This is a genomic window from Buttiauxella ferragutiae (genome assembly GCF_022637515.1).
Classification (GTDB): domain Bacteria; phylum Pseudomonadota; class Gammaproteobacteria; order Enterobacterales; family Enterobacteriaceae; genus Buttiauxella; species Buttiauxella ferragutiae.
Map to the genome: position 1 here is coordinate 3,279,420 of NZ_CP093332.1, position 21,254 is coordinate 3,300,673.

24 protein-coding genes and 4 pseudogenes are annotated in these 21,254 nt (G+C 48.0%); 14 read left to right on the top strand and 14 right to left on the bottom strand.

The annotated features are described in order from the left end of the window. Positions 1-133: 133 nt before the first annotated feature. Positions 134-814, bottom strand: coding sequence for a DUF1120 domain-containing protein (locus MNO13_RS15140; RefSeq protein WP_064547701.1), 681 nt, complete (start codon positions 812-814; stop codon positions 134-136). Between the two features lie 307 nt (positions 815-1,121). Continuing rightward, positions 1,122-1,505: a hypothetical protein gene (locus MNO13_RS15145; RefSeq protein WP_241938955.1), complete on the bottom strand. Its 384-nt coding sequence runs from the start codon at positions 1,503-1,505 to the stop codon at positions 1,122-1,124. Between the two features lie 263 nt (positions 1,506-1,768). Between MNO13_RS15145 and MNO13_RS15150 the strand changes: the two are divergent. Continuing rightward, positions 1,769-1,867: pseudogene (locus MNO13_RS15150) on the top strand (hypothetical protein); the annotation flags it as partial. 100 nt (positions 1,868-1,967) lie between these two features. On the opposite strand, the pseudogene MNO13_RS15155 reads toward MNO13_RS15150, so the two are convergent. After that, a pseudogene (locus MNO13_RS15155) lies at positions 1,968-2,135 on the bottom strand (NADP-dependent isocitrate dehydrogenase); the annotation flags it as partial. A gap of 304 nt (positions 2,136-2,439) precedes the next feature. Here MNO13_RS15155 and MNO13_RS15160 point away from each other — a divergent pair. The 5 genes and pseudogenes from MNO13_RS15160 to MNO13_RS15180 all read left to right on the top strand — a co-directional run bounded on the left by MNO13_RS15160 (position 2,440) and on the right by MNO13_RS15180 (position 6,419). After that, positions 2,440-3,114: an SOS response-associated peptidase family protein gene (locus tag MNO13_RS15160; RefSeq protein ID WP_241938956.1), complete on the top strand. Its 675-nt coding sequence runs from the start codon at positions 2,440-2,442 to the stop codon at positions 3,112-3,114. 44 nt (positions 3,115-3,158) lie between these two features. Then, a complete protein-coding gene (locus MNO13_RS15165; RefSeq protein ID WP_133522619.1) occupies positions 3,159-3,506 on the top strand; it encodes a DUF7716 domain-containing protein in 348 nt (115 codons plus the stop codon). A 632-nt stretch (positions 3,507-4,138) separates the two neighbouring features. Continuing rightward, positions 4,139-4,831, top strand: a complete 693-nt coding sequence (locus tag MNO13_RS15170) for a leucine-rich repeat domain-containing protein (RefSeq protein WP_133522620.1) — start codon at positions 4,139-4,141, stop codon at positions 4,829-4,831. 3 nt (positions 4,832-4,834) lie between these two features. Then, positions 4,835-5,194, top strand: a pseudogene (locus MNO13_RS15175) (SOS response-associated peptidase family protein); the annotation flags it as partial. A gap of 370 nt (positions 5,195-5,564) precedes the next feature. Continuing rightward, positions 5,565-6,419, top strand: coding sequence for a pirin family protein (locus MNO13_RS15180; RefSeq protein ID WP_133522622.1), 855 nt, complete (start codon positions 5,565-5,567; stop codon positions 6,417-6,419). A 17-nt stretch (positions 6,420-6,436) separates the two neighbouring features. Here MNO13_RS15180 and MNO13_RS15185 read toward each other — a convergent pair whose 3' ends face one another. Both MNO13_RS15185 and MNO13_RS15190 read right to left on the bottom strand, forming a co-directional pair. Then, positions 6,437-7,354, bottom strand: a complete 918-nt coding sequence (locus MNO13_RS15185) for a LysR substrate-binding domain-containing protein (RefSeq protein ID WP_232886719.1) — start codon at positions 7,352-7,354, stop codon at positions 6,437-6,439. A gap of 48 nt (positions 7,355-7,402) precedes the next feature. Further along, positions 7,403-8,029 (bottom strand): TetR/AcrR family transcriptional regulator, encoded by a 627-nt coding sequence (locus MNO13_RS15190; RefSeq protein ID WP_133522624.1) that lies wholly within the window; start codon positions 8,027-8,029, stop codon positions 7,403-7,405. Between the two features lie 119 nt (positions 8,030-8,148). On the opposite strand from MNO13_RS15190, the gene MNO13_RS15195 reads away from it, so the two are divergent. Next, positions 8,149-9,369 (top strand): MFS transporter, encoded by a 1,221-nt coding sequence (locus MNO13_RS15195; protein WP_338423840.1) that lies wholly within the window; start codon positions 8,149-8,151, stop codon positions 9,367-9,369. Positions 9,370-9,439: 70 nt separating this feature from the next. Further along, positions 9,440-10,204: an SDR family NAD(P)-dependent oxidoreductase gene (locus tag MNO13_RS15200; protein WP_133522626.1), complete on the top strand. Its 765-nt coding sequence runs from the start codon at positions 9,440-9,442 to the stop codon at positions 10,202-10,204. A 363-nt stretch (positions 10,205-10,567) separates the two neighbouring features. Here the strand turns inward: MNO13_RS15200 and MNO13_RS15210 are convergent, their stop codons facing one another. The 8 genes from MNO13_RS15210 to MNO13_RS15245 all read right to left on the bottom strand — a co-directional run bounded on the left by MNO13_RS15210 (position 10,568) and on the right by MNO13_RS15245 (position 16,734). Next, entirely contained in the window at positions 10,568-11,482 is a 915-nt protein-coding gene (locus MNO13_RS15210) for a hypothetical protein (protein WP_241938957.1), read from the bottom strand. Beyond that, a complete protein-coding gene (locus tag MNO13_RS15215) occupies positions 11,479-11,760 on the bottom strand; it encodes a phage tail protein (protein WP_241938958.1) in 282 nt (93 codons plus the stop codon). The genes MNO13_RS15210 and MNO13_RS15215 overlap by 4 nt, the downstream gene beginning before the upstream one ends. Next, entirely contained in the window at positions 11,760-12,335 is a 576-nt protein-coding gene (locus tag MNO13_RS15220; protein WP_241938959.1) for a phage major tail tube protein, read from the bottom strand. The genes MNO13_RS15215 and MNO13_RS15220 overlap by 1 nt, the downstream gene beginning before the upstream one ends. A gap of 1 nt (position 12,336) precedes the next feature. Continuing rightward, on the bottom strand, positions 12,337-13,920 hold the full coding sequence (locus MNO13_RS15225) for a hypothetical protein (RefSeq protein WP_241938960.1): 1,584 nt from the start codon (positions 13,918-13,920) through the stop codon (positions 12,337-12,339). A gap of 102 nt (positions 13,921-14,022) precedes the next feature. Beyond that, on the bottom strand, positions 14,023-14,349 hold the full coding sequence (locus tag MNO13_RS15230) for a phage tail assembly protein (protein ID WP_241938961.1): 327 nt from the start codon (positions 14,347-14,349) through the stop codon (positions 14,023-14,025). A gap of 64 nt (positions 14,350-14,413) precedes the next feature. Continuing rightward, positions 14,414-14,926, bottom strand: coding sequence for a phage major tail tube protein (locus tag MNO13_RS15235; protein WP_241938962.1), 513 nt, complete (start codon positions 14,924-14,926; stop codon positions 14,414-14,416). Next, positions 14,923-16,377 carry a phage tail sheath subtilisin-like domain-containing protein gene (locus MNO13_RS15240; RefSeq protein ID WP_241938963.1) on the bottom strand — a complete coding sequence of 485 codons (1,455 nt, stop codon included), beginning with the start codon at positions 16,375-16,377 and terminating at the stop codon, positions 14,923-14,925. Before MNO13_RS15240 ends, MNO13_RS15235 begins: the two co-directional genes overlap by 4 nt. Before the next feature lie 90 nt (positions 16,378-16,467). Continuing rightward, positions 16,468-16,734, bottom strand: coding sequence for a hypothetical protein (locus MNO13_RS15245; RefSeq protein ID WP_241938964.1), 267 nt, complete (start codon positions 16,732-16,734; stop codon positions 16,468-16,470). An 8-nt stretch (positions 16,735-16,742) separates the two neighbouring features. On the opposite strand from MNO13_RS15245, the pseudogene MNO13_RS15250 reads away from it, so the two are divergent. From MNO13_RS15250 to MNO13_RS15275, 6 genes and pseudogenes are all read left to right on the top strand, one after another. Next, positions 16,743-16,925, top strand: a pseudogene (locus MNO13_RS15250) (hypothetical protein); the annotation flags it as partial. A gap of 135 nt (positions 16,926-17,060) precedes the next feature. Continuing rightward, positions 17,061-17,609: an HD family hydrolase gene (locus tag MNO13_RS15255; RefSeq protein WP_241938965.1), complete on the top strand. Its 549-nt coding sequence runs from the start codon at positions 17,061-17,063 to the stop codon at positions 17,607-17,609. Beyond that, positions 17,588-17,794 (top strand): hypothetical protein, encoded by a 207-nt coding sequence (locus tag MNO13_RS15260; RefSeq protein WP_241938966.1) that lies wholly within the window; start codon positions 17,588-17,590, stop codon positions 17,792-17,794. Before MNO13_RS15255 ends, MNO13_RS15260 begins: the two co-directional genes overlap by 22 nt. Continuing rightward, positions 17,784-18,278: a class I SAM-dependent methyltransferase gene (locus MNO13_RS15265; protein ID WP_133522635.1), complete on the top strand. Its 495-nt coding sequence runs from the start codon at positions 17,784-17,786 to the stop codon at positions 18,276-18,278. The genes MNO13_RS15260 and MNO13_RS15265 overlap by 11 nt, the downstream gene beginning before the upstream one ends. A 154-nt stretch (positions 18,279-18,432) precedes the next feature. Then, positions 18,433-18,675 carry an excisionase gene (locus MNO13_RS15270; protein WP_133522636.1) on the top strand — a complete coding sequence of 81 codons (243 nt, stop codon included), beginning with the start codon at positions 18,433-18,435 and terminating at the stop codon, positions 18,673-18,675. Further along, positions 18,659-19,783 carry a phage integrase Arm DNA-binding domain-containing protein gene (locus MNO13_RS15275; protein WP_241938967.1) on the top strand — a complete coding sequence of 375 codons (1,125 nt, stop codon included), beginning with the start codon at positions 18,659-18,661 and terminating at the stop codon, positions 19,781-19,783. The genes MNO13_RS15270 and MNO13_RS15275 overlap by 17 nt, the downstream gene beginning before the upstream one ends. 122 nt (positions 19,784-19,905) lie before the next feature. Here the strand turns inward: MNO13_RS15275 and icd are convergent, their stop codons facing one another. After that, positions 19,906-21,156 carry an NADP-dependent isocitrate dehydrogenase gene (gene icd / locus MNO13_RS15280; protein ID WP_133522638.1) on the bottom strand — a complete coding sequence of 417 codons (1,251 nt, stop codon included), beginning with the start codon at positions 21,154-21,156 and terminating at the stop codon, positions 19,906-19,908. Positions 21,157-21,254: the final 98 nt, after the last annotated feature.

The window sequence follows — 21,254 nt, forward strand, 5'->3', positions numbered from 1 at the left end:
ACCTCATTTTGAATGTGAATATTAGAGGGTGGCTAATACGAACCTTAAATTAAGGCTCTATCCTTCCATCATAATTTTTAACATAGAGGGCATTAAGCCCTCTGAAATACGTAGATTAAATAACTAATGAATATCAGAGGTAAACCAGGCTGATAGTTGTCTGGCCATCCAGAATGGTTTCATCAGTAATCGCCAGGTTAGTGCTGTTATCAACCGCAGCGGTCACTAACAATGGGAATGAAGCCTGGGTGAAGGCGACTGGAGCCAGTGAACCACTCTCAGCCACAGTCATATTACGGATAAAACCGCCGTTGCCATTCAACATGCTACCGGTTGCTGATTTGCTCCATACGGTGCCGTCATCGGTGCTGATTGCGTCTTTAGCTGCGCCGTCAGCCGTCACAGAAGGGACGTTTACAGTAACTGCATAAGCACCAATATTCACGCCTTCTGCGGTTTTGCCCAGGCCATATTGCGCTGCTGCTTCAGCAGTATTCCCGCCAATAGCATCAGCATTCACAATTTCAATATTGTTGAGAGAATCATTTCTGTCATCAGATGTTGTCCATGCAACTTTAGCTGCAGAATCACAAGTGATAGAAAGGGTAATATTTTTCTGACCCAATTGAGTCACGTCAGTAGCAGATAATTCGCCAAGGCTAATTGCGCCAAAATCTACAACGCCGCCATTGCTCAGGTTTGGCGTACAGGCAGCGGTAATGATCTTGCCTTGTACTTTAAGTGTTGTAGTTTCTGCAGCATAAGAGGAAGATGCCGCAGCAGCAATCAAACTCGCCAGAATAATTTTTTTCATGAGTAGTCCTTTCATTCATATTGGTGGGGAATTTAAAAAGGTAGTTAAATAAAACATTCATATATTCGCTGCCTTTCGATGGGAAGCATTATCCCCACAAATGAATGAACAGAATAGCACCCTGAACGATAATCAGGTTTTAATGCTTTCTTAATTATCTATGTATACTGTTGTTTTTTAACAAAAAAATCACCATTCATTATTTGAAAATCCAAATAAACGACTCTATTTAAAGAATATAAATAACACCAATTATTTGAGTTAATGCACATATATCATTTATCACGCTGGCGTATTGAGATATAACTCATTCGAGATCCAGACTGACTAAAAAACCCTGATTCATCAGGTCTATGTTTAATCGCGAGATATGCCAGTCTTTGTCTTCCGTGCTGCCAAATCCCTGTGTCGTAATCAGGTTCATTAGCTCGGGTGTCGCGACCAAACCAACATTCATGCCCATCAACCTCTTTTTACTAGCTGTCGAAAAACCTGCTGCGACTTCACGGGCAGACTGTAGATCTGGTTGCGGCCAGGAATACTGGACCACTGGCTCTCCACTGCCAATTCTGAGTATTTTGGTTTTACCGCCGACCGTCGTGACAGATTCACGTGGAGTGATAACCCAGCGGTCGTGTGTCACTTTACTCAGCGCACCGTAGCGCTCTGCCAGTCGCGTTAGCAGATTCATATCGCTCCCACCCAACTGATCAATGTGCTCAATCCGGATGTTGGCCAGCTCCTCAGGTATACCCACCGTTAACTGGTGCTCAGCGGAAATGGATTTGACGATATCCCCAGGCTGACGCCTGACCAGGATCGCGTTTTTTGAGACGGCAGCGTACTGTGGCCACGGGAATTGGTTTTTGAATAGGCGCGCGCCGTGACCTTAAAAATATGAGGCGAAGTGGCTGAACCGCCAGAAGCCAACGCGTCCACAATGTAGGTCCCTTTACCCAAAGACTGCTTGGCCACCGCTCCAGGAAAATGACTGATAAATACAACGATGATCGCGGCAAAGACTGGACCATAGTAGAGGTAAAAACAGGATAAAAAAGCCGGAGTTTGGGGAAAAGTTTTGGGGAAGAGATTTTGTGAAGGTATAAAAAACGGGAGCACCAGGCTCCCGCTTCGAAATCAGCGAAATCGCTAATTACATATGTTCGATCATCGCATCGCCAAACTCTGAACATTTCAGCAGCTTAGCGCCATCCATCAGGCGTTCGAAATCGTAAGTTACGGTTTTGGCGTTAATCGCGCCTTCCATACCTTTAACAATTAAGTCAGCCGCTTCGAACCATTCCATATGACGCAGCAGCAGAGAAAAAAATTAACCATATTTGATTGAATTAACTAATAAATATCATCACTACTACGAGTATTTTACTATCAAATATCAGCTTTTTAACTAACTGAATTTATTGAAAAATAAATGAGTTTTGCAGAAGCGTTTTCAGTCACATTTTTAGTTTGCTACCAATCATGGGGTGTCAGGTGCGGAAGTTCATATCCTGTCATGGCTGTTCTTTATGTCTGCAAATTGAACAAGTAAACGATGGGAATTACGAGGAGAAAACGTTGTCATTCTGTCGTCATCTATACTTTCAGTTTTACTGGAGGTGACCATGTGTGGACGCTTCACCCAGATCAAATCTCGTGACGACTATTTGGCGTTTCTGGTCGAAGAGGCCGAAAACGACATCCCGTACGACCCTGAGCCCATTAGCCGCTACAACGTTGCGCCTGGCACCAAAGTTCTTCTGCTAAATAACCGCGATAATTCATTACACCTCGACCCAGTGCTCTGGTCATATTCACCAGGATGGTGGGACAAACCACCATTGATAAACGCCAGGGTAGAAACTGCGGCCACCAGCCGGATGTTCAAATCGTTATGGAATCATGGCCGGGCGATTGTGTTCGCAGATGGATGGTTTGAGTGGAAGAAGGAAGGAGATATAAAACAGCCGTACTACATCTACCTGAAGAACAGGAAGCCACTGTTCTTTGCAACTGTTGGCAAACAGCCGTTTGATATGGGAGATGAAGCTGAGGGATTTTTGATTGTGACGGCGGCGGCTGACTCTGGCCTGGCCGATATTCACGACCGTAGACCTCTAGTTTTTACGCCCGAAGCAGCCATGGAATGGATGAATCCAGAAACCACCGGTGCTCAGGCCAGCGAGCTGGCCCGTGATATAGTATTTCCAGCAGACGACTTTACCTGGCACCCAGTTGGCCAGGAGGTTGGTAATGTGAAGAACCAAAGCCCTGAGCTGATAAGAAATATCGATATTTAAATATGCACTTCAGCTTAGAGCTCAACCGAGAGATGAGAGAATAAATGCAAGTTATAATGAAGTCTTATGTCAAATTATCTGATTTGATTATTGCCATAAAAAACACTAATTTTAACCAAGGCTCCTATTTTTGCTTATACTCTAAGGACTCTATGGAGCCACTTGCTTCCAGTTCAGTTTGTTTTGTTGATGAGTATCCAAAAGAGAGGGGGGGAGAGGATGTTTTTCCAGAGGACGTTGTCAATAATGATCTGGAGTTATGTTATTATGGCGAACAGTTCGTTGATGTCATAAATAATGTGGTTTCACAAGTCAATGACCCTCCAATATCTGTTTTCATAGATGCCCTTAATTATTACATGGACAATGATGATTTCCTAGATACCAAATAATAAAGGCAATGTGTACATGTCTAGTTTGTACAGATCTAGTTATCACCTTACACCGGCATACAGTCGGTGTTTTTTTGTTCAGTTGAAATTTCACGATTCTGGCAAGTTAAAGAGGATGGTAGTAACTCAAGGCAATCATCGCGCCGATGCGGTGCCACAACTGCTCATACGCTTCCTAGGGGATGCTCCAACGAAGAGGCCGACTGCGAGCTGCGCTATCCCTACAACCGGCACCGTTACTTTAACCCTGCGTTGGGGCTAAGTCAGAAACGAAGATCAATTCAGGTAAAGATGCGCCTTCTGATAGTGGTATATATAGGTTTACTGATACAAACGGTAATGTATACACTGGATCGATAAATGACTACAGTACACGTATGAATCTACATAGCGCGGATGGTAGTTGGCTCCTGGATCCAAAGTAGAATTTACCCCGATTGATGCGCCAGGAAGAAGCTAAAACAGTGCTAGACGCGTAAGACGCTTTTAGGGCATCGGCTTCGATAGTAATCGTATACCGCTACCGAATAAGTCATCAGGGGTTAGAGCTGTTTCTCTGGAAAAATGGAAAAATATACCGGAAGTGATGGACCTCCTGGCTTCAATAACCCATATTTTAAGTAAGTGATAGCATGGATATCTCATCTTTTAAAAAATATATAAAATTGGCGCCAGAAAATGTATCAGAGTGGCAGCGGTGGGAAGATTCATTGCCTACCTTCGATTCTATATTGCCGGCTTTGGATTGTGTTTATAACTCTGAGTGGCAGCGTGATGATTGGAAAGCCATAAGAGCATTCATTCGTAAAGGTTATTTAGAACAAAATAAATCATCTGAATTAGTTGATGGAGTTAAGCATGTTAATATATTCAACTCTAAAATAAATAATGTAAGAGTAGATGTGGCTATTTCATTGAACTGCTCCATCGTTCGTTCATTGGAGTCAATAGATTTATGTTCGAATTCAGTAGAGTCATTAAGTGTGACCCATGCAAGAAAACTCTCTGAGATTACCGGGAATATCCAGGGCTTAAGCTATTTATCTTTAAATAAATGTCAGAAATTAGATGTTGGCCCTATCATTACAATGCTTGATAGCGTAAGAATTCTAGATCTCAGTGGGAACCCACAGTTGTCCAGTATTAGCGAGTTACGTGGAAATAGAAATATTTTTGCGTTATATCTAGTTGAAACGAATGTAATTAAGGCTGAAGAAACAGTAGATGTCTTGGCTTCGATGCCAAACTTGAAAAAACTTTGGATTAAAGCAAACAAAAAAGAGTTGGAGATTTTGAGAGAAGCTCTACCAGGGATTGTAAATTAAGCATGGAAAAAGGAAGGGGACAAAAAGCTGCCGTATTACATCTACAGGAAAGATAGGAAGCCGCTCTACTTTGCCGCGATTGGCAAACAGCCGTTTGATTCAGGGGATGAAGCAGAGGGATTTTTGATTGTGACTGCGGCGGCCGATAAAGGTCTGGTCGATATTCACGACCGCAGGCCGCTGGTATTTACACCAGAAGCTGCACTGGAATGGATGAATCCTGAAACAACAGCGGCACAGGCCAGCGAACTTGCGCTTGATACAGCTGTGCCATCAGATGAATTTACCTGGCATCCTGTAACTCGAGCTGTGGGTAATGTGAAAAATCAGAGTAAGGATTTGATCAGTAATATTGACCATTAATAAGGGCTGTCAGCTGCGAGCGATCAGCGGAAATTAGCCTCGCACGCACAAAATCAGTTTGTCGGAAGGTCTCTAAAAGTGAATGGTCCGGAATTCAGGAAGGAGTGTCAGTTAAACTCAGGCTATCCGCGTCAGACACAATACACCTGTTGTCTTTGTCCTGTTTTATTAAACACAGCGTCATAAATTTACTGGCTTCTAAAATAATGAGTGGGTACGTACTATTCAGTTAGCAACTCGCTTACATTTTACGGAGCAATAAATCTCAACATTTAATCTAAAACCTTCGCTCAGTGAATTGTCGGTGCATTGTTCATCGCATTCTGATTATGCCTCAGCCTAAGAATCAAAAATAAGCACAGGAGTTTAAATGAGCACTCAACTATCAAATGTCATTACGGCAACGACGCACCCGGTAGGTACAGGGTGCACCATCACCCAATTTCGACATGATTTGTTCCCTGCTGCAATGATGTCACCTTTTGTTATGGTTGATCATTTTCACATGTGGGAACCTACGTTTGAGGTTCACCCCCACGCAGGTTTCTCTGCCGTAACGCTGGTTTTTGAAGATGCGAAAGGCACGATGGTGAGCCAGGATTCTCTTGGCAATAATGCGATATTTGGTGCAGGTGACCTCCACTGGACCATGGCTGGTCGGGGAATTATGCACACACAGATTCCTGTTGGAACGCAATCCCATATTCATGCCCTGCAAATTTTTGTCAATTTACCGGCAGCACAGAAAAATTTGCCCGCAGATTCCTTCCACATCAGCAGCGATAAGATGCCGATCATCGAAAACGAAGGGAGTCGAGTGCGTGTCGTAGCCGGGGACTTTCAGGGACATCGTTCTTTAACCCGGGCTCCCCGTCCAATACTGATGCTTGACGTACAATTTCAAAAAAAGAATGTCGATATTGAAGTGCCTATGCCGGGTAAATGGAATGCGTGGATTCATGTGATTAAGGGGCATATCACAATTGATAACAACCGTGAAATTGGAGTAGATCAGGCGATCTGCATCAGTGCCGATGACCAGGGTGGCACTATCAAGCTGAAGGGAAGTGAAGGTGCTCATTGTGTTATTTTGTCTGCTGAACGGATCGATGAACCGGTAATTGCCCGCGGCCCGTTTGTCTTCGAAAGCGAAACTTCACTTGAGAAAGCGGTGAATGATTTTCACGCTGGTAAGTTCGGTTCTGTTGTCTCTAAACCGTATTGATCGAGTAACAGGCCCCATTAAATGGGGTCCCTGCGACTGGCGAGGGCATGAGGTAACGCATCAACCAAATAATCTAATAACTCGCGAACCGATGACAACCACCCCTGTTGAACAGGAGCCACGGCTGTCAGTTGTGAATCACCTGCACACCATAGCGGTAATACGCGGGCCAACCTGCCTTCAGCCATATCTTCACGGCACACATAATCCGGCAGGGCGACCAACCCCAAACCCGCTTCAGCGAACTGTTTAAGCGCAACCATGTTGTTGCTCACAAAGCGTGCGGTATAAGGCACGATAACCGCTGATCCGTCTTGGTGTCGCAGTGACCAACGCTGAGCCGTGCCGCGGCCAAAAGCGATGGCATTGTGAGCCAAAAGATCATCGGGATGTTGTGGTGCCCCTTTCTGCGTTAGGTAGCTCTCAGAAGCAAATAAATGCCAGGAAACCTTCACCAGGGGACGTTGTATCAGCGACGAATCAGGAAGAGGCCCCGAATGACCACGAATGGCCAGATCATACCCCTCACCAATGATATCTGTAATGATATCTGTAGCATGATGTTCAATACTGACTTTCGGAAATTTGTCCATAAAACCGGGAAGTACTGTGCGTAACGCAAATTGTGCCACTGTTACGGACGATGTGATCCGAATGGTACCACTGGGTTCCGATTGTCGTTGACGGCCCACATTTTCTGCCGCCTCAACCTCCCGAAGCAAGGACTGCGCGTGATGATAAAACTCGCCACCTACATTCGTGAGTCCAAGCTTTCGTGTGTTTCGGTTAAGCAACTGCACCCCAAGCTCACTCTCAAGCTGTTGAACACGCAGACTTAACGTTGACTTTGATATATGTAGAACCCGTGCTGCGGCAGTAAAACCCTCATGGTTCACCACCTGTACGAAAGAGAATACATTGATCAGATTTAACATTTGAGAGGCTCCCCTGGATACCCAAACAAGCTCAGGCAGCGACAACGGTTAACGTGCGACGTCACAAACATCCGACGCGCAGCTATCCCACACGCGCATAACCTGGCTGATAGCCGCATTCAGTTGGGAAAGCGGCACGCCATCCCGTGCCTGCATGGAAATCCCGGTCAGGAAGGTATAGAACACCGCGCCAAGCACGGCCGGATCAGTTGCAGGAGCCAACTCGCCCGCAGTGATGGCGCGCTGCACGCAAGCGTTCAGACCCGCTCGTGACCTGGAGCGCTCGTTGGCCATCGCTTTCTGGATATGTCTATTTTCTGGTGAACAGGTGCTGGCTGAAAGCACCAGCAGGCAACCCAGAGGGTGGCTGCGGTCTGTCTGCATCCTTGCCGAACGCCGCAATGATTGCTCAATGGCCTCTTTCGGTGGCAACGATTCATCCCAAAGGCTGGCAACAACCTGCCCATACATCCCGATATAACGCCCCACTACTTCCTGGAACAACAACTCCTTCGAGCCGAAGGCTGCATAAAAACTCGGCGCGGAAATTCCCCCCATCCCCTCCTTCAGCAGGGTGAGCGTGGTGGATTCGTAGCCGTGTTCCCAAAAGAGAAGCATGGCCTGATTGATCGCTTCATCTCGATCGAAGTTGCGGGGGCGCCCCATTTTTGCCATGGAAGTTTCTTTCTAAGACAGAATACTTAAATACTAACCGATACAAAAGTGATTGACCAGCCGGGACGAATATCATTATATTTATACCAATCGATATAAATGTGTATAAGGGATCGACAATGAATAAAACGGTTTCATCGCCAGTTCCGGGCATCGTTTGCGCTCCTACAGCCGAAAAGCTTCCCCGTGCGGGTTTGCTCGCTCTGGCAATGACCGGTTTCGTGGCTATGCTGACCGAAATCCTTCCGGCTGGCTTGCTACCACAGATAAGTGAGGGGCTACGCGTGTCAGATGCCATGGGAGGGCAACTCATGACCGTCTTCTCCCTCGGGTCACTTCTGACAGCCATCCCGTTGACCGCCGCAACCAGAGGCTGGCGTAGACGGTCAGTTCTGCTGCTGGCAATCATCGGCTTTCTCATTTTCAACACTGTAACCGCGCTATCAACCAGCTATCCATTGACATTAATCGCACGTTTCCTGGCGGGTGTCGCTGCAGGGCTGGCGTGGGGGTTGCTGGCTGGATATGCACGACGCATGGTGAATGCCCCCTTGCAAGGACAGGCCATGGCGATAGCGATGGTGGGAGTGCCTTTGGCGCTGTCGTTGGGTATGCCTTTAGGGACCTCGGTTGGAACGATGGTTGGTTGGCGCTGCACCTTCGGGATCATCTCGGGCCTGACGTTAGCGCTGGTGTTTTGGGTACTGCTCAAGGTACCTGACTATCCGGGGCAAGAAGCAGACCAACGCATGCCAGTGCGCGAGGTCTTCAGAACCCCAGGCGTGCGTCCAGTACTGATTGTGATTCTGGCATGGATGCTGGCGCATAACATTCTCTACACCTATATCGTGCCCTTCCTGGCATCTGCCGGACTTTCCAGTCGAGTGGATGTTGTACTGCTGGTGTTCGGCATCGCCTCGTTGCTTGGAATTTGGCTCGTGGGCTTGTTGGTCAATCGATGGCTACGCTTACTGGTGATGAGCAGCTTAGGCACATTTGCTCTCGTCGCTGCGGTACTCCAGATCGGCGGCACGGTGCCGATGGTGGTTTACCTTAGCGTTGCAGTTTGGGGGCTGACTTTTGGTGGTGCGCCGACATTATTACAGACGGCTTCAGCCGATACGGCTGGAGAGAATTCTGATGTTGCGCAGTCGATGGTAGTGACGGCCTGGAACCTGGCTATCGCTGGCGGCGGTTTAGTTGGCGGGCTATTGCTCGAAACAAACGGCGTTGCATCTTTTCCATGGATATTGTTGGCCTTACTGCTGGCCGCTCTTGTCGTGGTCTGGCTTGCCAAAGAGCACGGTTTTAGATCAGGACCGCGAGACTCAACAAGATGACTTTTTACCTACCCACACCGGCAAATTGTTGCCCGGTATTTTTCAAAAACGTGATGACAAAGGAGTACAAATGAACACAGGTTCTCTCAACGGAAAAAATGCCCTGGTCACTGGAGCCGGTTCTGGTATCGGTCGACATGTTGCCATTGCTTTAGCGGCGGAAGGCGCCCGCGTGGTACTGGTTGGTCGGCGTATCGCCGAACTTCAGCAAACCGGCGTGGAAATCGAGCGTAAGGGAGGAAGCTATTTGGCGGTAGAAGCTGATATCACGAATGAAGTGAGCGTGCAGACACTTCTGGATAAAGCGCTCGCTGGCCGCGAGCGACTGGACATCGCGGTCAACGGTGCAGGTATGTTTAGTGCCGGTACCATTGACGAGACAGAGCTTGATACCTTCCAGAAAATCCTGACAACCAATACTGTCGGTACATGGCTATGTCTGAAGCATGAAATCCTCGCAATGAAGCGTCAAGGCGGTAACGGCGTCATTATCAACATTGCCTCGAATGTCGGTTATCACCTCACTCGACCAGGAACAGGTGCCTATGCCGCCTCCAAAGCAGCAGTGACCGTCCTTACGCGAACCGCAGCGCTGGAAGCTATTAGTCATGGTATCCGTATTAACAGTGTCAGCCCCGGCCCTGTTGATACATCGATGTCTTACCGCGTGGGAGAAGACAAAGCGGCACGCGATACGCGCGTCGCAGCGACCAATCCGTCCAGGCGTGTCGCAAGCCTGGACGAAGTTTCTTCTGCCGTACTTTGGTTGTGCTCCGACGGAGCCGCCTACACGGTCGGCCAGGATCTGGTCGTGGACGGGGGCGCCTCAGTCTAACGGGTGACTTAATAAGAACGACTGTGTTTGCCATGCCGCTTCTCAGTCAGCCATGAGTGGCTACTTTTGGCTGACCGGGAGTGGAGTGTTGTGACTGTCAACACCAAAAGCTGGGCGTACTGTAACTGGCTCTGTTGCAAACAGGATCGCAAACCAGGTGTTCTCATTGAAAAAAAGACCTAAATCCCAAATACTTTGTTCACCAGACGCTCCTCTCCCTGGGGATGTCCATAATAAAATGACGCAGCCTGTCCTTTACGCAACATGGGTGATGTAAGCTGCAGAGCAGCTAAAGGGCTTTACTGATGAAAGGATTACTCGCTGTGTAAATTTTTCGGGATGAGCCTCCCGAATAGTTTGTGATTACTTCTTCAGTTCGATACTGACCAACATTCCCTCATAGGGTGACAAAATAAAAGCAACATTATCGACAACCCACCTGCAGTCTGCCTGTGGATCAAAACCCTCAGTGGTGACGGTGCACTCCGGGGTCAGTGCCAGTAGTTCAGGCGTGGCAGGCTGCGTGATGGACATCGACATAAGGTAGTCAGGTTCGGGCTTTGACTTTGTCTGGCTGGTGTTCGCGGCGACTCGCTCTGCATCTTGCTGTCGTGACCGTATAAACGCCTCCGCAGCCTGACGACTTGGCTGAGTAAAACCAGACGGTATTTCGGGCATCCCGGAGCCATGCCTCAGTACTTTGTGCTCTCCTGTCTGCGCATCGATATAAGGTACCAGCAGAGTTCCACCATTTCCTGCCGCCGTCTTTGAAGGAGTACTGGCTTTACTGCGGTTCGCAAACTGCCAGTATGTCCTCCCTGAGGGTGTTACGGTCACTTCTGGTAGTGGGTTACCACTGGCTGACTTTCCTGTCCCCTGCACCATAAAGACCTGATATCCACCTGTCGCTTTACTGATGGCGTTGTATTGCCGCGCCAGTTTTGCCAGGAATTCAGCATCGTTTTCATAGAGCTGATCAAGATGCCCGGGCATCTGGTTGTTAAGCTCCGGTGATATGCTGGATAAAAGTCCATTTTCTGCCGCAATGGTTCTGACAATCTCACCAATACTGACATTCTCCCATGAGCGAGTTTTCTGGCTCTGCATATTATACGGATGCAGTGTGTTGCTACTGGGCACAGCCAGCGCGCTGATAGTGATGGCTCGCGGCGGTCCCTGCAGAGAGACTGAATCAACAACAAAAGTCCCCTTTTCCACCAGAAACTCATCGAACCCGATAGCCAGTTTTAATTTTGCACCTTTTGATGGCAGCATCATCGTCGGTGAATCCGGCGATTATCCGTATACACCTCACCTGAAAAAGAGATTGTCGGTGTGGACTTTCCTGTGTATTGAAGGCTGTCACGCTGGCCAAAACGCTGCTGCTCCACCCAGCGCCAGGACAATGACCGCTGGATGCTCTGATAGGTCGCATCATCGATATTGAAATTAAAATCACCGAGGGTCATCATCGTCTTAAAATTATGCTTTACGCCAATATCAAGAAGGGCAAAAGCATCACCGGTCGCGACCTTTGCCAGGCCAAAAATATCCATCAAAAACCCTCCCCGATCAAATCAGATAGCGTCAAACTCCTGAAGTCGATGCCATCAATACCGCCAGGAACTGAACTCAGATAAACCATTAATGAAACGATATTAAGCGTATCGATACCATTTATCCGCCTTACGCCTTCGCCTGGTATTAACAGTACCTTCTCTTTTCCGTTTACTGAGCGCCTGTAATAACTGAGCGCTATTTCTAGTGAGGTTGATTTATTCGCACGCCCAGCACTTCCCGTTGGGTCGGAAGAACTTCTTGATATAAATCCCTCTATTTCATCTTCAATACCCGAAACCCCACTAGAACCAAGATAACCTTCACGAATAACAAGTCTTGTGCTGATAAAAGGTCTGAATCCTATGGCGGCAAGATCATCAAAATTAGCGCCACGGATCCTCAGGCCGGCGATTAATGGCTGTATACCATCATCAGTAATTCGTGGGCCGTCCATGTGACCCGCAAAATACTCCGATGTCTTAATCACTAAATCTGGTGCCCGATATTCCACGGCGTTAGTGATATGCCGTCCACGATGCCAGACAGACCAGCTTTTTAATTGTGACGACATATCATCCTCCGAGCGTTGGTGGTGTCATGATGCCGCTGTCACCAAGACTTAATTTGAAGACATTAATGGCAGCCTCTCCCACATTTTTCCCTATGGTCATGGCATCATCGCCTGATGCAGCCTGAACGGTGACGCTAATAGGGAATTGTTGCAGTGGGGTCACACCGAGCGCCCCTCCTTTTGGTAACACCGGAGTTTCGAACGTAGTGACCGCCCTGAATCGTTCGTCAATGGATAAGGGTCGTTCCTGGGCTTTCTGGAGCTCATTAATATAGATAGGATCTAATTCACGTTGCTTTCTGGCCACCTGCTCATCTTCATGCGCTTTTTTCTCGCGCATAGCCTTTCGATCAAACATCGAAGCATTCGGATTTAGACGATCCCATTCTTCATTGGCAAGTTGTCGGATTATTCCCATATCACTTGTCCTGGTAAACTCAGTTTCATAATCAGCAAAATTTTTATTAATAAATTCGGCTAATACCTGAAGCCCACGCCATAATGCTGAAAGGACAGGGCTGAGCTGATTTGTCCAAAAATCGCTGATTGATATTGCGAAACTGGTAATCCCGTTAACCAGAATTTCTTTCCCACCCGTTGAGAACCAGGCAGAAAACTCATCTGCATACTTCGTGATTGATGGTGCCAGGTCACCAGCCAGTGTGCCTATAACTTCTTGTGCTGCACTGCTTAATGCTGTCCACATACTGGACATAGCCATCTGGCCACTAACAGCTCCTTCTTCACCCTTTTTGGTCGTCAGGATGTACTTTTCCTGTGCAGACATCAGCTCTTCGTACGTTTTGCCTGACATCTTCATGTACGCGAGTATTTTGTTGCCCTCCCCACCCAGTACCATGTCAATCATTGAGCGGGCAACCTGCTCATCCTTCACTTCGAGCGCCCGGTTCAGGATGAGCGCCATCTGCTCTTCGTTTGTCTTTCCAGTGAGTGAACTACTGGTTATCCCCAACCCTGTAAAAGCGTCACTGACGGAAGATTGCTCACCGAGAGCCTTGAACTCACCGATTTTATTGGATAGCTCTTCAGCAAGATCGCCGAATGCCTCTCCATTCATCCCAATCTGTTTTCCTACCGCATCCCAGGCTTTGAACTTATTCAGGCTGACGCCATATCCCTTCGCCACACCAGCCTGTTCTGCTGTAGTAGCATTGATGGCCAGCGCTCCTCCGACTAATCCTGTAGCTACCCCGAAAAGTGGACCAGCCCCAGACATGGCTGCTCCAAGCCCTGCTTTACCAATTCCGGCAGCACCTCTCAGCGGCGCGGTCAAGGCTTGACGAATTCTCAGCGTACGATTGAGCTGTTCCGCATCCCTGTTCGCCTCTTCAATACTTCTTCCAAGCTCCGTATATTCTCTTTTCAGCCGGCTCACATCCTTGCCTGCCAGCGTGCCTTTTTTGATTTTCTGTGCCAGGACTTCTTGCTTTTTAGTCAGTCTGGCAACTGCCATTTCAGCGTCAGTGATCCCTTCCGTGAGCGTTTTTGACGAACTTTTGAAACTATTTGAGACTACACCACCGAACGTCACGGTAGCTTTGAAACTACTCGACACTACACCCATATTACTTTTTCCTTGTCAGAGATAAGAAATCAACAAATACGCGGAAAGGTAAATTGGTAATTTCAGAGGGTTGCCATCCATGCATGGTCAGGGATAATTTAATTATTGCCCGCTGGATTTCTCTTTCTGATATCCCATTTTCTTCAGCAACGCCGCCCGTTTTTGTGGCGGAACCATAAAAACGACAAACTGATCCTCAAGCTGTTTGTAATCGGCAATCGTCAATCCTTTTAGAACATCTGCTTCCTGTCCGCATAAATCAGAAATCATGATTAAATCCTTTTCATCTTCGGAGCATGTCAAATAGCTGAATTTCAGACGATCAAATACTTTCGGCTCACGCATAGAAAGGCACGTCAGTTCATTTCCCTGCTGATCCTTAATAGGGGTATACAGCGTAATAATTTTCACTTCTGCCGGGTATGTCATTTAAAAGCCCTTAAATATAAAATGGGCGCCTGAGCGCCCATTAATGACCGATAACTGGAATGAATTACAGGTTTTTACCCATCACAAAATCTGTGATTTCTTTAAACTGATCAACACCATTAATTCGCCGCACGCCATTAATAGCATCGATATAAATCACCTCTTTCCCGTCGATGGTTCGCGAATATAAAGAAGGGCGCAGTGTGATGGTTACGCCACTTTTGGCACGATCGGTCTCCGTTCTGGCATCGGATTCATAGCGGGTAATTAACCCCTCCATTTTATCCTCAAGGAGGTTTTTGCTCTTTCCGGAGACATATCCCTCACGGACGACAAAACGAGGATTACCACCAGACTGGAAGCCAAACAGCGACAAAATTCGCTCATCGGCCCCTACCAGTTTGATAGTGACGCTCATCGCCTCCATACCATCATCGAGAACCAGTGGCATATCCATGTGACCAGCACGAAACTCAGCTTCTGTGATTCCGAGTGCCGGCGGCGTGTATTCCGATGCATTGGCTACATGAGAGCCTTCGGAATAAAGCGCCCAGCGGGTTAAAAATGTTTTACTCATTGTGCGCCACCTTTAGCATAATTAGGATTCAGACGAACACGGCAGGTAATACGCTCGGTTGGCGATTTGAAACCGTAGTCATAATCGATATACAGATGGCCTGCAATAATGGTTTCTGCCGTATTAATTTCGTCGTCGAGCCACGCCGTGCCACCGTGAATGGCCCCCAGTTCAGTCTGTTCCTTCAGGTAAGCATTCACGGATGCCACCGCGTCGTTTGCCTGCATGATATCCAGTGGCCGATCCATATAGGGGAAAAGCCCGGACTGGATAGAATCGCGCAAGATATCATCGGTTCGCACTGCCACCTCAAACCAGCGCAAGGGATCGATACTGCAGTTGCGGTTACCCCAGTGTCGGAATCCACCGTAATTGATAATGGTACTGACGCCGTTCATGTTGAGCTGGTTGGCAACGGTGTTTTCATCACCGATTGACCAGCTGTCGATCTGCTCAAGTCCTTCAAAACCGTACATCGCCTGATTTGATTTTGACCACCACCAACCCAGGTCATCATCAATACGGGAGCGAAGTCCGGCAGTGTAAGTAGAAGCGGGGCGATAGATTTTCTCGCCTTTATCATTTGTGACTTTCAGACGTGGTCGCAGAATTTCAACGCGCTCACCGTAAAGTGCGCGGCGCTGGATAACACTGGCAGGTGTGGCCATCGAGAGACTATCCAGATAAGTCACGGCCCGGAGCTGCGTGGCCACAGATTCCAGCTTCTTACCCACACCGTCATCTTCGGAAAACTCAGGGGTAATCAAAATCTTCGGCGTCACTGAAACTGCAGCCTGTGCAGACAGAAAAATATCAATGCCTGCGATGATATTGGCAATAGCTTCCGGGTTCGTAGCCCCCTCATCCACGCGGACACCAACAATCAACGCGCCGGTCTGCTCAAAAATCTCACCTATTGCAGTGTGAAGAGTACCTGCCGTACCGAGCTTATCGGCCTGTGGCTGACTGCCATAAATGACGAACGGAGTATTTAACGGAAATGGCTCATCCGTACCACCTGCCAATTGTTGTTTCTGAGAAGGCGCGATAATGCCATCGCCAGTACCGGACAGGGTCGCCAGAATTCCCGGTGTTTCGATTGCATTAACAACCTCGACCACCTCAGCAGCTGTTGATGTTGATGCGCCGCTTGTGGCCACGAGCGTAATCGTCAATTCCTGGTTCGCAAATGTCGCTGCGACTGTTGCCACAGAGTCATCACCCAGCACGGCCACCACGCTTAACGCATTCCCCAACGTGCCAGGAAAGAGCGAAGTGGCAGACCAGGTAATCACGTTATCGAGAATCGACGTCCCCGTGATGAGTGATGCGGCTACGGCACCCGCTGAATCCGGCGCGGTACCCACGATACCAATCGCCGCCGTTTGCACTGTTGCAATCGGGTAGATATTGCCACCCGTTGTTTGCATATCGATGCCATGCAATCCCATATTTTTCCCTTATAAAAAAACCACCCGAAGGTGGTTGTGGTTAATTCATGCCTTGCGGCGGCGAATGCCTTTGGTTTGCTGTTTCTTAAATCATTTTTTTCTAATCATGGCCTTTAGTTTTGCAACTTCTTCCCACAGCAATTCCACTTGCGTTTTTGGCTGTGCTATCTGCAATGTCGTAAAGTTAACCCCATCAAAAACCCACGTCCCGTCAGCTTTAAACCCTGCCGGAAGTTCGTCAATAATTCTGAGGCTATGACCTTCAGGCCAAAAGGCATCGACATTAGCTGCATCACTTCCCACAATGGCGGCGACGACATCAGCACCCGGAGCCACCATGGCGGGAACTGATTTCATAACATTGGCTAGGTGAACGTGCCTTCAGCATGCGTAACAGCCTGCTGAAAAGTAGCGAGCCGTGTTTCGTACTGCGTATCATCCAACTGGAAGCCCAGGAAGAAGCTATCGCTAATGAATTCCGTGACCTGCTGATCGGCAAGTTCAACGAGAAACCAGTGGAAGCATTCATAGGTAACTTCAAAGCGTAATTGCTCTGCCTTAATTGCCCTGCACCCTGGGGCAATTAGTGAAGCGTAATTCCTTTTTTAATCGCCACACGGCGAGGGATTCGTGCAACCAAAATCAGCCGCAGGTGCAGCTGCGAATATATGGAGAAATAACCGATGGGCTTTATACAGACTTTATCCGGCAAGCATTTTCACTATACGAACGCCACTGTTGACGATATCGAGATTGAAGATATCGCCACCGCGTTATCGCATATTTGCCGCTTCACAGGCCATTTACCTGAGTTCTATTCCGTAGCGCAACACTCAGTATTGTGCAGTCAATTGGTAGCGCCTGAATTCGCATTTGAAGCGTTGATGCATGATGCGGCTGAGGCATATTGCCAGGACATTCCCGCGCCACTTAAAGCACTGCTGCCAGACTACCAACGGATCGAAACTTTCGTAGATGGGCTTATCCGCTTTAAGTACAACTTGCCGCCGAAACAGTCCGCCGTTGTGAAATATGCCGACCTGACAATGCTGGCCACTGAACGTCGAGATCTGGACATTGATGACGGTACCGAATGGCCCATTCTTGAAGGTATTCCTACCAGCGACATGATCCAGATTGTTCCTCTGCGACCGGGACAAGCTTTCGGGTTGTTCATGACTCGCTTCAACGACCTGATGGAGCTTCGCACATGCACCAGTATCTTAAAGTAAAAGACCTGGTTGCTGCTGCGTATGCTGCCGTCCCAACCCTGCCACCAGCAGAAGCCAAATTAATGCGTGAAGTTGCCACCAGACTTGATGTGACCTTTATTGCCCTAAGTGAATCTTTGGATCAGCGAGTCACCCTTATGGCAGAGAACGCAATACTGCGTGAGGGAAAAGCTCATGAACACTAAACCCAACGTGCCACCTTCAATTATTGACATGTGCTGCGGGTCTCGCATGTTCTGGTTCGATAAGCAGGATGAACGCGCTTTATTCAGCGATGTCCGCACCGAGCAGCACACCCTTTGTGATGGCCGTAAGCTGATTATCACCCCAGATTTGATTGCCGACTTCCGCGCGCTGCCATTCGCCAGTGACTCGTTCCCAGTTGTCGTGTTTGACCCGCCACACCTTGAGCGTGTCGGTGAAAATGCGTGGATGCGCAAAAAGTATGGTGCCCTGAACAAAAATACATGGCGCGATGACCTGCGCGCTGGTTTCCATGAAGCATTCCGAGTGCTACGGCCACAAGGAGTTCTCATCTTCAAATGGAACGAAACGCAGGTGCCGGTTAGCCATATTCTTGCGCTAACCGACGAGAAGCCGATTATCTGGCAACGTACTGGAAAATCCGACAAAACCTACTGGATTATTTTTGTGAAGAGAGCTGTGTAATGGCGAATACATTACAACCACTCGCAGACTCAGCTCGCTGGATGATACTAAACACTAGGCTAAATACGTGTCTGCTATCTGGAGGATAATTAATCCAGACCACTAATACTGACTAGTAAACGCGCCCTGGTGCAGCCGGGTGTATGGAGGACTTATGGCCAGAACATTAACGTTAGATGCATGGGCTCTTGATGAATTTACCGCTCCTGTACCCAGCAAACCTACTCTGCTGAAGTATGCGAAAAACGGCATGATATCTCCCCCACCTTTTAAAGCAGGGCGATGCTGGCGTGTCGAAGCTACGGCTCGCTTTATTGGCATGACAGATAAACCAGTGATAAAGAAAGATGACAATCCACGTTTAATGAGGATTCTCGAAGATGGCGCGCCCCCGTAAATACAATGTGAATATCCCCGGTCTGTCCTGCTACACCGACGCCAGAACCAAAAAAGTTTACTGGCGTTATAAGCATCCTGTAACCGGAAAATTTCACGGCTTAGGTGATAACGAAGAGGAAGCTAGAGGTATTGCCATCGAAGCCAACACTCGCCTGGCTGAGCAAAAGATGAAGCAACTGTTCTCTATACGCGAAAAAATCAGCACTAAACTCGGACTTTCAATCACGGTAACAAGTTGGCTCGATAGCTACATGAAATTTCAAAACGAAAGGCTGAGTGCTGGAGAAATTAAACTCAACACCTTTAAACAAAAATCAGCGCCCGTAGAAGTATTCCGCCGAGAATGCGGCTCAATGGAATTGCAGTCAGTTGGTGCTCGAGATATCGCGGCCATTATTGAAGAGTATAAAATTCGCGGACAACGGCGTATGGCCCAGATTGTTCGAATGGTTCTGGTCGATGTTTATAAAGAAGCTCAGCATGCCGGTGAGGTCGAACCGGGTTATAACCCGGCGCTGGCCACAAGAAAACCAATCAATAAAGTTCAGCGTGAGAGGTTTAGCATTGATGAGTGGCGGATAATATTCAACACCGCCGAAAACAGTCAAAACTATGTACAGAATTCTATGCTGCTTGCCGTCGTAACAGGGCAACGCCTAGGGGATATTTCTCGGATGAGGTTTTCAGATATCTGGGATGATCACCTGCATGTAGAACAGGAGAAAACAGGGATGAAACTAGCAATCCCCCTTTCTTTACGCTGCAACGAACTGGATATAACGCTGCGCGAAGTGATAGCCAGATGCCGTGACATGATTATCAGTCCGCATATTTTGCATATTCATCACACAACAGGGAAAGCTAAGCGTGGCGGACCAGTTTCAACTGCATCGATAACCACTTCTTTTTCTCGCGTCAGGGATAACAGTGGTCTGAAATGGAAAGAAGGAACGCCCCCCACCTTCCATGAACAACGATCCTTATCAGAACGACTTTACCGGGCACAAGGAATCGACACACAAAAATTATTGGGCCATAAAAATCAGGCAATGACTGATCGGTATAACGATGATCGAGGAAAAGACTGGATTGTTTTAGCTATTTAACCAGTACAAATTTCACTCAGTTTTGCAGAAGAGTTTTGCAGGGGTTTTGCAGAGAGCTTTTCAGAGTGACCATAAAAAACGGGAGCACCAGGCTCCCGCTTTGAAATCAGCGAAATCGCTAATTACATATGCTTGATCATTGCATCGCCAAACTCTGAACATTTCAGCAGCTTAGCGCCATCCATCAGGCGTTCGAAATCGTAAGTTACGGTTTTGGCGTTAATCGCGCCTTCCATACCTTTAACAATTAAGTCAGCCGCTTCGAACCATTCCATATGACGCAGCATCATTTCTGCGGAAAGGATGATAGAACCTGGGTTCACTTTATCCTGGCCAGCATATTTTGGTGCAGTGCCGTGGGTCGCTTCGAACAGTGCGCATTCGTCACCGATGTTAGCGCCTGGTGCAATACCGATACCGCCAACCTGAGCTGCCAGGGCGTCGGAGATGTAGTCACCGTTCAGGTTCATACAAGCGATAACATCATATTCAGCAGGGCGCAGCAGGATCTGTTGCAGGAACGCATCGGCGATCACGTCTTTTACAACGATTTCTTTGCCGGTGTTAGGGTTTTTCAGTTTCACCCATGGGCCGCCATCAATCAGTTCGCCGCCGAACTCTTCACGCGCCAGTTGGTAGCCCCAGTCTTTGAAAGCACCTTCGGTGAATTTCATGATGTTGCCTTTGTGAACCAGGGTCACAGAATCACGGTCGTTGGTGATTGCGTATTCGATGGCTGCACGAACCAGGCGTTTGGTGCCTTCTTCTGAGCACGGCTTGATGCCGATACCGCAATGTTCAGGGAAACGAATTTTCGTTACGCCCATTTCATCACGCAGGAATTTGATGACTTTTTCAGCTTCAGCGCTGTCAGCCTTCCACTCGATACCGGCATAAATATCTTCTGAGTTTTCACGGAAGATAACCATGTTGGTCAGCTCTGGGTGTTTAACCGGGCTAGGAGTGCCCTGGTAGTAACGCACCGGGCGCAGGCACACGTACAGGTCAAGCTGCTGACGCAGAGCAACGTTCAGGGAACGAATGCCGCCGCCAACTGGCGTGGTCAGTGGCCCTTTAATCGCCACGCGGTAATCACGAATCAGGTCCAGAGTTTCTTCTGGCAGCCAGACATCCTGGCCATAAAGTTGGGTAGATTTTTCGCCGGTATAGATTTCCATCCAGGAAATTTTCCGCTCGCCTTTGTAGGCCTTCTGCACGGCAGCATCAACCACCTTAATCATCGCTGGCGTCACGTCCACACCGATACCATCACCTTCAATGAAAGGAATGATTGGGTTGTGAGGAACATTCAGTTTGCCATCTTGCAGGGTGATCTTTTTACCTTCCGCCGGAACAACTACTTTGCTTTCCATTAACCTTCTCCTTCGAGCGCTTCTTTTTGTTAATGATTTGTAATGTGCGTGTCAATACTACTTGAATATCAGGCCCGCGCCAATCACTGGTGATTTCC